Origin of the sequence: Aeromonas lusitana, assembly GCF_002812985.1 — a bacterium.
Taxonomy (GTDB): Bacteria; Pseudomonadota; Gammaproteobacteria; order Enterobacterales; family Aeromonadaceae; genus Aeromonas; species Aeromonas lusitana.
In genome coordinates, this window is record NZ_PGCP01000044.1 from 1 (window position 1) to 11,915 (window position 11,915).

The 11,915-nt window shown below is 62.7% G+C and carries 13 protein-coding genes, 1 pseudogene and 1 other annotated feature; of the genes and pseudogenes, 13 read left to right on the top strand and 1 reads right to left on the bottom strand.

The window, feature by feature from the left end; translation table 11 throughout:
* Nucleotides 1-15: 15 nt before the first annotated feature.
* Nucleotides 16-204: a prephenate dehydratase domain-containing protein gene (locus CUC44_RS21450; protein ID WP_425266331.1), complete on the top strand. Its 189-nt coding sequence runs from the start codon at nt 16-18 to the stop codon at nt 202-204.
* Here CUC44_RS21450 and CUC44_RS20025 read toward each other — a convergent pair.
* Nucleotides 138-851 (bottom strand): annotated as a pseudogene (locus CUC44_RS20025) (chorismate mutase); the annotation flags it as partial. The gene CUC44_RS21450 and the pseudogene CUC44_RS20025 sit on opposite strands and share 67 nt — an antisense overlap.
* Before the next feature lie 38 nt (nt 852-889).
* Nucleotides 890-1,012, bottom strand: a sequence feature (Phe leader region).
* A gap of 182 nt (nt 1,013-1,194) precedes the next feature.
* On the opposite strand from CUC44_RS20025, the gene CUC44_RS20030 reads away from it, so the two are divergent.
* From CUC44_RS20030 to CUC44_RS20085, 12 genes are all read left to right on the top strand, one after another.
* Complete coding sequence (locus CUC44_RS20030; RefSeq protein WP_100861622.1) at nt 1,195-1,794, top strand: HAD family hydrolase; 600 nt, start codon at nt 1,195-1,197, stop codon at nt 1,792-1,794.
* Between the two features lie 127 nt (nt 1,795-1,921).
* Nucleotides 1,922-2,794 carry an adenine nucleotide alpha-hydrolase family protein gene (locus CUC44_RS20035; RefSeq protein WP_167388968.1) on the top strand — a complete coding sequence of 291 codons (873 nt, stop codon included), beginning with the start codon at nt 1,922-1,924 and terminating at the stop codon, nt 2,792-2,794.
* Between the two features lie 94 nt (nt 2,795-2,888).
* Nucleotides 2,889-3,437: a DUF3157 family protein gene (locus CUC44_RS20040; protein WP_100861624.1), complete on the top strand. Its 549-nt coding sequence runs from the start codon at nt 2,889-2,891 to the stop codon at nt 3,435-3,437.
* Nucleotides 3,438-3,763: 326 nt separating this feature from the next.
* On the top strand, nt 3,764-4,393 hold the full coding sequence (locus CUC44_RS20045) for an autotransporter (RefSeq protein ID WP_100861625.1): 630 nt from the start codon (nt 3,764-3,766) through the stop codon (nt 4,391-4,393).
* Between the two features lie 158 nt (nt 4,394-4,551).
* A complete protein-coding gene (locus CUC44_RS20050; RefSeq protein ID WP_100861626.1) occupies nt 4,552-5,511 on the top strand; it encodes a YbgA family protein in 960 nt (319 codons plus the stop codon).
* A 68-nt stretch (nt 5,512-5,579) separates the two neighbouring features.
* Nucleotides 5,580-6,449 (top strand): MerR family transcriptional regulator, encoded by an 870-nt coding sequence (locus CUC44_RS20055; RefSeq protein WP_100861627.1) that lies wholly within the window; start codon nt 5,580-5,582, stop codon nt 6,447-6,449.
* Nucleotides 6,446-7,906 (top strand): deoxyribodipyrimidine photo-lyase, encoded by a 1,461-nt coding sequence (phrB, locus tag CUC44_RS20060; protein ID WP_100861628.1) that lies wholly within the window; start codon nt 6,446-6,448, stop codon nt 7,904-7,906. The genes CUC44_RS20055 and phrB overlap by 4 nt, the downstream gene beginning before the upstream one ends.
* Nucleotide 7,907: 1 nt before the next feature.
* On the top strand, nt 7,908-8,336 hold the full coding sequence (locus CUC44_RS20065) for a nuclear transport factor 2 family protein (RefSeq protein WP_100861629.1): 429 nt from the start codon (nt 7,908-7,910) through the stop codon (nt 8,334-8,336).
* A complete protein-coding gene (locus tag CUC44_RS20070; RefSeq protein WP_100861630.1) occupies nt 8,333-9,049 on the top strand; it encodes an SDR family NAD(P)-dependent oxidoreductase in 717 nt (238 codons plus the stop codon). Before CUC44_RS20065 ends, CUC44_RS20070 begins: the two co-directional genes overlap by 4 nt.
* A gap of 14 nt (nt 9,050-9,063) precedes the next feature.
* Nucleotides 9,064-10,314 (top strand): NAD(P)/FAD-dependent oxidoreductase, encoded by a 1,251-nt coding sequence (locus CUC44_RS20075; protein ID WP_100861631.1) that lies wholly within the window; start codon nt 9,064-9,066, stop codon nt 10,312-10,314.
* Nucleotides 10,311-11,048 carry a DUF1365 domain-containing protein gene (locus tag CUC44_RS20080; RefSeq protein ID WP_100861632.1) on the top strand — a complete coding sequence of 246 codons (738 nt, stop codon included), beginning with the start codon at nt 10,311-10,313 and terminating at the stop codon, nt 11,046-11,048. The genes CUC44_RS20075 and CUC44_RS20080 overlap by 4 nt, the downstream gene beginning before the upstream one ends.
* Nucleotides 11,048-11,915, top strand: an 868-nt coding sequence (locus CUC44_RS20085) for an SAM-dependent methyltransferase (RefSeq protein ID WP_100861633.1), incomplete at its 3' end; no start/stop codon positions are given. The genes CUC44_RS20080 and CUC44_RS20085, both read left to right, overlap by 1 nt.

The window sequence follows — 11,915 nt, forward strand, 5'->3', positions numbered from 1 at the left end:
TCCTCCAGCGCCATGATGAAGGTCAAGGAGCTGGCAAGCCCGGACGCGGCCGCCATCGGCAGCGCCGCCGGCGGCGAGCTCTATGGGCTGGACGTGTTGGCCGAGCAGCTCGCGAACCAGAAAGAGAACTACAGCCGCTTCATCATGGCGCTGGAGGAGGAGTCGCAGATCTCGTGGCGCGCCCCTTCCAGCTTGCTCAGATAATGGGAACACTGCTGGAACACCTGGGGATGGGCGTAGAAGGTCTTGATGCGGGCGAGATCGGTCGGCACCGCGGTCAGGATGCAGTGCTCTATGGGGTAGGTCAGCTCACCGACGATGGAGAGGGTGGTGTGCTGCATCACGTCGTACACCTCGTTGATGGAGCCCGAGCTGGTGTTCTCGATGGGCAGCACCCCGAAGGCGGCGCGGCCCGACTCCACCGTATCCAGCACCTCGCGGAAGTTCTGGCAGTTCACCTCGATCACCTGATCCTTGTAGCGGGCCAGATACTTGCGGGCGGCCAGGCTCGAATAGGAACCGCGCGGGCCCAGGTAGGCCACGCTGGTCATGGGCTCCTGCTGCTCCGGGTTGAGCAGGCTCTGCAGATAGGCCTGCTGGGAGAGCACAGAGTCTTCGATGATGGTGTGGTAGATGCGGGTGATGTACTGGGCATCCAGGGCGAGGGGGCGCCCCTTTTGGATCAGGGCCACCAGCAGATCCTGCTCGCGCTGGGTGTCGCGAATGGGACGCGGGTTGGCCTGTTTGGCACGGGCGACCTCGATGCTGAGGGTCTTGCGCTTGGCCAGCAGGGCGAGCAGCTCCTCATCCAACTGGGTTATGTCCTGTCTGATCTCGTCGAGCGTAGCCATTGTGGTTCCCTATCCAAGTATTCTGTGGTGGTGAGTGCAAAAAAAAGCCTCCGCTAGGGGAGGCTCGATTCGTCTTTGTTTTCTGTTCATGCGACGACAGGGCCTTCCCTCATGTGGGCCGGATAAACGAGAAAACGAAGAAGAATGATGCGTGCATGGGTGTGTCCTTGAGGTAACGCCATAAGCATTAAGGGATTTGGACGTTCGATGCAAGTAAAACTTGCCCGTGACCGGTGAAGGGGGCAGGGTATGGAGCAGGCAAGCGGGGCCGCATCAGAGCCGTATTGGCCCCTTGCTATCAATGTAACAAGCGCTATGAATGCAAACGATCAGGAGGCGAGAGATGGCGATTATCTTCGATCTGGGACGGGTGGTGGTGAGCTGGGATCCGGTGGCCATAGTGAGCTCAGTGATGGGGCCCGCAGAGGCAGAGATCCTGGCGGATCGGCTGTTCAACCACCCGGACTGGCTGGAGGTGGACAGGGGGACTCTGTCATTGCACACCATGGCGCGCCAGGCCGAGGCCCGTACCGGACTCTCTGCTGCGCAAAACCTCGCCATCTTGCAGGCGGTACCCGCCTCGCTTCTGCCGGATCCCGCCATGGTACGCCTCATCGAAGAGCTGCACGGCGCTGGTCACGTCCTCTATGCGCTCTCCAACATGGGGCATGCCAGCATCGACTGGCTGGAGCAGCATCAGCCGTTCTGGCGCTTCTTCAGTGGCAAGGTGGTGTCGGCGCGGGTGCGCATGATGAAACCGGAGCCGGACATCTATCGCTACCTGCTGGTGTCGTTCGATCTCAAGGCCGAGGAGTGCCTGTTTATCGACGACAGTGCGGCCAACGTGGCCGCCGCCGAGGCGCTCGGGCTGCGGGGTTTGCTGTTCACCGACGCCAAGATGTGCCGCAAATACATGATTGAGCAGAAATTTTTACCAATCTGATGGTGGGCTGAGCCGATCGTCCATGGTGCTATTACTCAGCTAAAATGCATCTCACTTGAATCTATTTAAAATAAAAAACGGTTTTATCCTTATTCTTTAAGGGTCTATTCAGCTTTGTAACCACAAAATGGTATCCAATTTATCATCCGGAGTAGTTGTAATGGATGCCAATGTTGTCGTGCTGAATCAAGGATACGATCAGACCTTTCAAGCCAGGGAGCAACGGCTCATCGAGACCCTGGCCGGTTATGGTGAGCTGATCGTTTCCTTCTCCGGCCGGCTGGCGTCCTGCTACAGCATGGACCTGTGCCGGGCGAGCGGTATCAAGGTGCGGGCCATCACCCTGGACAACCCCACCCTCAGCCGCCAGGCGGTGTCACGGGCCAGACGCTACTGCCGCCATTACGGCATAGAGCAGAAGGTGATCAAGACCGACGAGATCCTCATCTGCAACTATCCCGGCTTGCCTGGCAAGGTGATCGATCCCATCCGCTACGTCTGCCAATTGACGGCGCTGGAGAGCAACTGGGGCCGTCAGCCCATCCTGCTGCCCGCCTCCGCCGAGGAGCAGCAGTGCTACCTGCAGCGCTTCGACAGCCTGCCGTCCAACACTATCTGGTGCTTCGCTGATCAGGGCATGACGGACCGGGATTTTCGCTACGGTTTTCACAAGCGGCGCCTCGATCTGTGGGGCAACGGCGGCAATGGTTGCCTGAGCAGCCGCTTCGCCGACCCGGGGTCACTGGATCGCGATCATCTGCGCATGGTGGACATGGCCGAGGAGATGCTGTGCGACATGGGGTTGGACGGGGTGCAGGTCTTCTTCCACACCCTGGCGGACCGGGTCACTACCCTGGCCCGGGTGCGGGTACCCCAGCGCATGCGGGCGCGCGCCTTCGACATGCAGGCCAGCATCCTCAAGGCGCTCAAGAGCACCAATTTCGATCTGGTGACCCTGGACATGGTGACGGGAGAGGATCCCCAGGCCCTGGTTATCTAGGGGCCGCAAGGGCAGGACGTGAGGCGGGTCATAGGCAAGGACCGCCCGACTCTCTATACTGACGCCCTTCGCTTCTCTATCGAGCCACTAGCCTATGAAACCCCTGTCCCGATTGCTGATCGCCCTCTGCCTCTCCCCGCTGCTGGTGCAGGCCGCCCCCCTGACCCAGGTTACCCTGCCGGACGGACGCCAGGTGCAGCTCAACGATGACTTCACCTGGGAGTATCTGCTGGTCAAGCCGGCGACCCCGGCCGAGGTCGCGACCGGGGCCGTGGTCGCCCCCGTGCTGACCGAGCAGGCGCTGACCAATCCGGACATGCTCTCCCAGGCGACCAGGGATGGCATCAACGTCAAACTCGAACTGGTGGAAGGGGATGATCCCCTGCTGCTGCATTTCAAGCTGAGCAATAGCGGCACGCGCAACGTGGTGCGGGTCAATGGCACCGTCACCCTGTTCAGCGAGCAGGGCACCCAGCTTGGCAGCCAGCAAGTGCGCTTCTGGGCCGGCGAGAACCGCTTGCCGGAGTCCTATCTGCGCAAGGGGGAGCAGCGTCCCTCCCGGGCCATCGAGCTGGCGCGTCCCGCCGGGCTGAACAGCAAGCCGCTGGTGCGGGTGCAGATAGACGAGGTGGAATTCCGCTAAGGAGTTCGCTCCTTATCTGCCGTTTGGTACTTTGGTAGAGAAATATTTCGCCAAACAGGAACTGATTCCGATAAACCGCTGTCACAGTGTCACCATCAGGCTAGGGAGGCCAGCCCCCGGCGCCTGAGTGGGCTTCGACCGGGGCTAGCAAGGGGGCCACAAGGCTCCCTTTGTCTCCGGGTTGTTGCACCGGTAACCCCCTGCAATATTTGCTTACATCTGCAATGCTTTGGCAACAGCTTGCCGCTCGGCACTCCCCCCTTTGCCCGTCACAATGACCCCATACCAGTTAGCGCCCTGCTAGCTCAACTAATGGAGTCAATCACATGCAAAAAGTCGCACTGTCAATCCTGGTTCTGGCCGGTCTCTCTTCCACCTCCGCCTTCGCACAGGATGCCTTCAGTTACGCCAAGGGCGCAGTCACCTGGGCTCACACCAAGTCCGACTACGTCGGTGGCAAGGACAGCAACAACCGTGATTTCGCGGGTATGAGCCTGGACCTGTCCAAGAGCTTCGGTTCCAACTTCTACGGCCGTCTCGGTTCCGAGTACACCTCCCGCAACAGCGGCAACGACAGCATGGGCACCACCAGCCTGGGTATGGGTGTGTTCACCCCCCTCAGCACTGGTCTGAACCTGTACGGTGAAACCGGTCTGATGGGCTACAGCATGGAGCGCGAGCTGGCCAACAACGTGAACGACTCAGGTTGGGACAACATCACCCGCAAGCAGAGCGGCAGCCTGTACGGCGAAGTGGGTCTGCGTTATGACCTCGGCAAGGTCGAGCTCTCCACCGGCTATCGCTACGCCAACATGACCGACGACATGCACGATTTCAAAGTGGGCGGCGCCTACAAGCTGACCCAGAACCTGGCGCTGACCGCCGACTACACCTACCGTCACTGGGATCTGCAACAGGGCTCCATCTCCAGCCTGGGTGTGAAATACAGCTTCTGATCTTCCTTCCTGTAGTGTCTTGGTTTTGCCCATGGTTTCGGCCATGGGCTTTCTTGTTTATGCCTGTCCGCTTTTTTTCGCCCATTTAAACTTGTACATCTTTACCTATCTTGTACAACTGCTATAACTGAACAAATAGTTATACGCGAGGTACATGTATGTACAAGATCAAGGTGGGGATCAGTGCCTGTCTGCTCGGCCAGGCGGTTCGTTTCGATGGGGGTCACAAGCGCTCCAGCTTCTGCGAGCGGGAGCTGGGTGCCCACTTTGACTACCATGCCGTCTGCCCCGAGATGGCCATCGGTCTGGGGGCGCCCCGGGCCGCCATTCGCCTGATCAGGCGTCATGGCGAGCTGCGTGCCGAGACCCGGGATGGCAGCCTGGATGTGACCGAGCGGCTCATCGCCTTCAGCGAGCAGCAGGCCGGGCGCCTCGATTTTCTCTCCGGTTACATCCTCTGCGCAAAGTCGCCGAGCTGCGGCATGGAGCGGGTGCGCATCTATACCGCCAACGACAAGGCGCCGGGGGGCGAGGGCGGTGCCAAGGAGGGGATTGGCCTGTTTGCCCAGGCCCTGATGGCGGCGAACCCCTTGCTGCCGGTGGAAGAGGATGGCCGGCTGTGCGACCCAGTGCTGCGGGAGAACTTCGTGCTGCGGGTGTTTGCCTATCACGATTGGCAGCAGCTCTGCGCCTCTGGCCTCAGTGCCGCCCGCCTCATCGCGTTCCACTCCCGCTACAAGTATCTGGTGCTCTCCCACGCCACCGGCCACTACCGGGCCCTCGGCCGCCTGCTGGCGGATCTGGGGCAAGGGTCGCTCGAAGAGACGGCCCAGCGCTATATCCAGGGGCTGATGACGGCACTGACCCTGCGTGCCAACCGACGCGGCCACACCAATGTGCTGATGCACCTGCAGGGCTATTTCAAGCGGGTGCTGACCCCCTCCCAGAAGCGGGAGCTGACCGAGACTATCGACAAGTACCGGCTCGGCATAGTGCCACTGCTGGTACCCCTGACCCTGCTTCGCCACTACCTGTGCGAATTTCCCAATCCCTACCTGGCGCAACAGGTCTATCTTAATCCTCATCCGGAAACGCTCAGACTCAGGTATGGCCTATGAGCCGTGGTGAGGCCGACGCTTCCGATGGCCGCGCAAGCCGCGGCCAGCACCTATCGAACGGACTATCCATGCAAGACAAGATTGATGACACCGGGCTCTATCCCATCCGCGACGTCTCCCGCCTGACCGGGGTCAATGCCGTGACCCTGCGCGCCTGGCAGCGCCGCTATGGGCTGGTGCAACCGGCCCGCACCGACAAGGGCCACCGCCTCTACAGCGAGCAGGACATCCGCCAGATAGGCGAGATCCTGAGCTGGCTGGAGCGCGGGGTCAGCATAGGTCAGGTCAAGGGGCTGCTGAGCGAACCCGAGCCCGAGCTGCCCAGCGATCACTGGCAGCAGACCCTGGAGCAGCTCTGTCAGGTGGTGCTCGCCTTTCATCAGCGCAAGGCCGAAGCCATGCTGCAGGACTTGCTCACCAGCTATCCGTTTGAACTGGTGCGCGGCCGTGTGTTGCAGCCGCTGCTGGACAGACTGCTCGGCCTGTGGCGCGAGCGCCCCGATGGCGAGCTGCTGCAGGGGTTCTGGCTGAGCTGGTTGCAGGCCCATTTCGGCCGCCATCTCATCGAGCAAGAGAAGGGGATCCCAGTCTGTCTGGCGAGCTGGGGTCAGGTCGGCCCCCTCGATCTGCACTGGCATGCCTATGAGCTGATCAACCAGGGCCACGAGGTACATCTGCTCGGCGCCTGCGATCCCAGGGGGGCGGCCCTGCTAGGAGGGCGGGTGCCCGAGCGCTGGCTGGTGCTGCTGGGAGCGGGTCTGGGCAAACCGGAGCTGGCCAGCCATTGGCCCGAGGGAACCCGCTTGTTCGGGCCCCTTGGCGCCCTCTATGACGATACCTGGTTGGCGCAGCAGGCCTGGTCGCTTAGCCTGCCGAGCGAGCCTGACGAGGCGCCACGCCCCGATGTATCGTCAGCGGACGGGGAGGCGCAGGCATGAGGCTGGTCTGGTTTCGAAACGATCTGCGTCTGGCCGACAACCCGGCCCTGCGCCATGCCTGTGCCACGCCAGGTGGCAACAGCGGGGATCCGAGCGGCGGTGAGCAGGAGGAGGTAGCGGCCCTCTTTATCATCAGTCCCGAGCAGTGGCGAGCGCACAAGATGGCCCCTATCCGTCAGCGTTTCCTGCTGGCCCAGGTTGATGAGCTGGGGAAATCTCTGGCGGCGCTGGGCATCCGTTTGCACCTGCTGCGGGTCGAGACATTTGCCGAGGTGCCGGCCGAGATCGGCGCCCTGGCGAGCCGGCTCGGGGTGCGTCAGCTCTACGCCAATCAGGCCATAGAGCTCGATGAGCAGCGCCGGGATCTGGCGGTGAGCAAAGCTTTGCAAGGGCAGGGAGTCCAGAGTCACTGGTTCAACGGCTGCTGCGTGCTGCCGCCGGGGCGGGTGCTGACCGGCTCCAAGGAGATGTTCAAGGTGTTCACTCCCTTCAGCCGTGCCTGGTTGAAGGCCCTGGAGGAGGATGGCTTCGTCATCCACCGCGCCCCGGCGCCGCGGGGCGCCCCCTTGCCCTGGACGCAACTCGCCGAGACCGGACTGGTGGAGGAGACGGGGCGAGAGGCCGAGGAGGCTGCGCGCTGGCCCGTGGGGGAGGCCGAAGCCCGGCGCCGCCTGCATGCTTTTTTGGAGGAGGCCGTACTCGACTATGGCCAGACCCGGGACTTCCCGGCCCTGGCCGGCACCTCGGTTATCTCCCCCTATCTGACGGCAGGGATCATCAGCCCGCGCCAGTGCGTGGCGGCCCTGCAGCAGAGGCTCGGCTATCGGCCCCAGTCCAAGGCGCAACCCGGTTTTGTTTGGCTCAATGAGCTCATCTGGCGCGAATTTTATCGCCACCTACTGATGCTGGTGCCGAGCCTCTCCATGAACCTGCCCTTCAAACCTGAGACCAGATCTCTTCCCTGGGGCTGGGATCCGGCGGCGCTCTGTGCCTGGTGCGAGGGGCGTACCGGCTATCCCATAGTCGATGCGGCCATGCGCTGCCTCAATGCCACCGGCTGGATGCACAACCGGCTGCGGATGATAGTGGCGAGCTTCCTGACCAAGGATCTGCACCTGCACTGGCGGCTCGGGGAGGATTACTTCATGAGCCGGCTGGTGGATGGGGATCTCGCCGCCAACAACGGCGGCTGGCAGTGGGCGGCGGGCACGGGCGCCGATGCGGCCCCCTATTTTCGGGTGTTCAACCCCACCACCCAGGGTCAGCGCTTTGATCCCGACGGCAGCTTTATCCGTATCTGGGTGACAGAGCTCAAGGATGTGCCGACTGCCTTGCTGCATCAGCCTTATGAGTGGCTGGTACAGCAGGGGATAGAGGATTATCCGGCTCCCATGGTGGATCATGCCGCTGCACGGATAAGAGCCATCGAGATGTTCCAGGAATTGGAGAGAAAGTAGGATGAACGAACCGCTGGCCCACTTCATCGTTCTCTATCTGCAGCTCGACAGGCAGCAGTTGCACCGGCTGCCGGAGATCTATGCGGAGCAGGTGATCTTCATCGATCCGGCCCACAGGATAGAGGGGCTCGCGGCCCTCACGCGTTATTTCGCTTCCCTCTATCAGCGGCTCGATTACTGCCGCTTCGAGATAGTGAGCCAGCAACAACATGGCAACGAGGCCTGGCTCAGCTGGGTCATGACCTTCGCCCATCCCAGGGTCGCCAGGGGCCAGCCGGTGCGGGTCGAGGGGGCCACCCGGTTGCAATTCGATGCCTGGGGCAAGGTATGCCTGCATCGGGACTACTTCGATCTCGGAGCCATGCTCTACGAACAATTGCCCCTGCTGGGGCGCCTCATTCGCGCCATTCGCGCAAGGCTGGGCGCATGAGCGGGCGGGTGCTCATCACCGGCGCCAGCTCTGGCCTTGGCCGCGAGCTGGCGCTTGGCTATCAAGCAGCGGGCTGGCAGGTGTGGGGCTGCGGCCGTGACGCTGGGCGGCTGGCCGAGCTTGCGGACGCCGGGGTCACTGCGCTGCGTTTCGATGCCCGCGATGGGGATGCCACCGCCGCGGCGGCCGCCGGCTTGCCGCCGCTGGATCTGCTGATCCTCAACGCCGGGGGCTGTGAATACATCAAGGATGCCCACCAGTTCGATGGCGCCCTGTTTGCCCGGATCATGGACACCAACCTGGTGGCCACAGGCCATACCCTCGCCGCCTTCCTGCCTCTGCTCGGCAAGGGGTCGCGGTTGGCCATAGTTAGTTCGGCGGTGAGCTGGCTGCCTCTGCCACAGGCCGAGGCTTATGGGGCCTCCAAGGCGGCCCTCGACTATCTGGCGGCCACTTTACGCCTCGATCTGCGAGGGGCCGGTATAGGGGTGACCCTGATCCGGCCCGGTTTTATCGATACGCCCCTGACGGCCCGCAACCACTTTCCCATGCCCTGCCTGCTGCCCGCCGAGACGGCGGCCTACCTCATCATGAAGGGGTTGGCAGCCGGTCGGCAGCAGATCTATTTCCCGTTTCGTTTCATATTGTTATTGCGCCTGCTTGGGGCGCTTCCCGTGGGCCTCTGGCTGCGCCTGGCCCGCCATCTCACTTAGCAAGGATGCCAAGTATGAAGAGAAGGATTGCTATCGTGGGCTCAGGGATCTCCGGCTTGACCGCCGGGTATCTGCTGCACCGGCACCATGAGATCCAGTTGTTTGAAGCCGCCCCCGTGCTGGGAGGCCACACCGCCACCGTCGATATCAGCCAGGATGGTCGCAGTCATGCCATCGACACTGGGTTCATCGTGTTCAACGACAGAACCTATCCCAATTTCCTGAAGCTGCTGGCAAAAATCGGAGTGGCCCGCCAACCCACCGAGATGAGCTTCTCGGTCAAGAGTGCTGGGCTTGAGTACAACGGCCACTCCCTGGCCAGCCTGTTTGCCCAGCGCAGCAACCTGCTGCGCCCCCGCTTCTATCGCTTCATCGCCGAGATCCTGCGCTTCAACCGGCAGGCTCGCCGCTGGCTGGCCACGCCACAGACGAAGGATGCCGAGCCGACCCTGGGAGCCTTCCTGCAACAGGGGGGCTTTAGCGATTACTTCGCCCGCCATTACATCTTGCCCATGGGGGCGGCCATCTGGTCATCGACCCTGGCGGACATGCGCGCCTTTCCCCTCGGTTTTTTTCTGCGCTTCTTCGATCACCACGGTTTGCTCAGCGTCACCAATCGCCCCCAGTGGTACGTGATCCCCGGGGGATCGCGCGAATACATAGCCCCCCTCATCGCCGGCTGGCAGCCGCAGATCCGCCTGGCCTGCCCGGTGCAGGGGATCCGGCGGGTGGCGGGTGGCGTGCAGATCCAAAGCCCGCGGGGGGAGGAGCAGTTCGATGAGGTGATCCTCGCCTGCCACAGCGATCAAGCGCTGGCCCTGCTTGCCGATGCCAGTGTGCAGGAGCGGCAGATCCTAGGAAACATCGCCTATCAGGCCAACGAGGTCTGGCTGCACACGGATGCCACCGCCCTGCCCACGCGGCGCAAGGCCTGGGCCAGCTGGAACTATCAGCTCGATGGCGACGAGCAGGCCAGGCCCCTGGTGACCTACAGCATGAATATCCTGCAGGGGCTTGAGGCTGGCCGCGAGTTTTGCGTCAGCCTCAACCCGGTCGGCAAGGTGGATGAGCGCAAGGTGCTGCGCCGCTTCGTCTACCATCACCCCGTGTTCAACCAGGGGGCGCTGGCGGCGCAGGGGCAGAGGGAGGAGATCTGCGGGCGGCAACATACCCACTTCTGCGGCGCCTACTGGTACAACGGTTTTCACGAGGACGGGGTGCGCAGCGCCCTGGATGTGGCCCGCCGCTTCGGAGCCGAGCTATGAGCGCCACTCTCATCAGCGGTCTCTGGCAAGGGGCGGTGCGCCATCGTCGCTTCGCCCCCCGATCCCATGCTTTCTCTTACTCCCTGTTCATGCTGGGGCTGGATCTGGATGAGCTGTCCGACTTGCAGCTGGGCCCCTGGCTCGGGGTCGAGCGCGCCGGCCTGCTCTCGTTTCGTCGCACCGATTATCTGCGGGGCACGACGGGCTCCCTCAAGCAGGCGGTGTGGGACAAGGTGGCGGCCCTCGGCGGGGAAGGGGGACGAGATCGGGTGCTGCTGCTCGGCAATGTGCGCTGCCTCGGCTTCTACTTCAGCCCGGTCAACTTCTACTTCTGCTATCAGGGCAGCGAGGCCCGCTACCTGCTGGCCGAGGTCTCCAACACCCCCTGGAACGAGCGCCACTATTACCTGCTGGACTTGGCGGCACTGATGCCCCACGACAAGGATTTTCACGTCTCTCCCTTCATGGCGCTGGCCATGCGCTATCACTGGCGCATTCGCCCACCGAGGGAAGAGACCCTCATTCACATCGAGAGCCATCCCCAGAGCGGCGATCCCAAGTTGTTCGACGCCACCCTGGCGCTGGCCCGCTCACCCTTGTCCCGCCGCGGGCTCTGTGCCCTGCTGCTGCGCTGGCCCTGGATGACCCTGCGGGTGTTGCTCGGCATCTATTGGCAGGCGCTGAGGCTGTTTATCAAGCGGATCCCCCTGTTCACTCATCCGGAGACTCACTAATGGAACTGGTGCAATCCACAACCCCGATTTCTTCACTCGATCGCCTCGCTCGCCAGCTGGTGATCAAGTTGCTCGGCCACCTGCAACAGGGCCAGCTGGTATTGCGTGACGGGGAGGCAAGCTTGACCTTCGGGGTGGCGGGCTCGGATCTGCAGGCCGAGGTGAGGGTGCTGGATCCTGCCTTCTACCGGCGCCTGCTGTTGGGTGGCAGCATAGCGGCGGGGGAGACCTGGGTGGAGGGGCTCTGGACCAGTCAGGATCCGGTCACCCTGGTGCGGCTGCTGGCCCGCAACATGGCGCTGCTCGACCGGTTGGAGCGGCGCTTTGGCTGGCTCAGTCTGCCGCTCAACAAGCTGCGCCACTGGAGCAGCCGCAATACCCTGACCGGCTCCCGGGTCAACATAGCTGCCCACTATGACCTCGGTAACCGCCTCTATCAGGGCTTTCTCGACAGCCACATGCAGTACTCCAGCGCCATTTACCCGACTGCGGATGCCACTTTGGAGGAGGGGCAGCAGGCCAAGCTCAGAACCATCTGCGAGCGATTGGCGCTGGGGCCGGATGATCATCTGCTGGAGATCGGCACCGGCTGGGGCGGGTTGGCTATTTACGCCGCCCGCCACTATGGCTGCCGGGTGACCACCACCACCATCTCCCAGGCCCAGCACGACCATGCCCGCGACTGGATTGCGGCGGCGGGGCTCGAGGAACGCATCACCTTGCTGCTGGAGGATTATCGCAAGCTGGAGGGGCGCTACGACAAGTTGGTCTCCATCGAGATGATAGAGGCAGTGGGTCATGCTTTTTTACCGGACTATTTCAGACAGTTGTCTCGCCTGCTCAAACCCGGCGGCCGTTTGCTTATCC

Bases quoted from the DNA above. Each gene is read 5' to 3' on its own strand.
- CUC44_RS20080 (WP_100861632.1), top strand. From the start codon at position 10,311: ATGAGCGCCACTCTCATCAGCGGTCTCTGGCAAGGGGCGGTGCGCCAT.
- CUC44_RS20075 (WP_100861631.1), top strand. From the start codon at position 9,064: ATGAAGAGAAGGATTGCTATCGTGGGCTCAGGGATCTCCGGCTTGACC.
- CUC44_RS20045 (WP_100861625.1), top strand. From the start codon at position 3,764: ATGCAAAAAGTCGCACTGTCAATCCTGGTTCTGGCCGGTCTCTCTTCC.
- CUC44_RS20050 (WP_100861626.1), top strand. From the start codon at position 4,552: ATGTACAAGATCAAGGTGGGGATCAGTGCCTGTCTGCTCGGCCAGGCG.
- CUC44_RS21450 (WP_425266331.1), top strand. From the start codon at position 16: ATGAAGGTCAAGGAGCTGGCAAGCCCGGACGCGGCCGCCATCGGCAGC.
- CUC44_RS20070 (WP_100861630.1), top strand. From the start codon at position 8,333: ATGAGCGGGCGGGTGCTCATCACCGGCGCCAGCTCTGGCCTTGGCCGC.
- CUC44_RS20040 (WP_100861624.1), top strand. From the start codon at position 2,889: ATGAAACCCCTGTCCCGATTGCTGATCGCCCTCTGCCTCTCCCCGCTG.
- CUC44_RS20035 (WP_167388968.1), top strand. From the start codon at position 1,922: ATGGTATCCAATTTATCATCCGGAGTAGTTGTAATGGATGCCAATGTT.
- CUC44_RS20065 (WP_100861629.1), top strand. From the start codon at position 7,908: ATGAACGAACCGCTGGCCCACTTCATCGTTCTCTATCTGCAGCTCGAC.
- CUC44_RS20030 (WP_100861622.1), top strand. From the start codon at position 1,195: ATGGCGATTATCTTCGATCTGGGACGGGTGGTGGTGAGCTGGGATCCG.
- CUC44_RS20055 (WP_100861627.1), top strand. From the start codon at position 5,580: ATGCAAGACAAGATTGATGACACCGGGCTCTATCCCATCCGCGACGTC.
- phrB (WP_100861628.1), top strand. From the start codon at position 6,446: ATGAGGCTGGTCTGGTTTCGAAACGATCTGCGTCTGGCCGACAACCCG.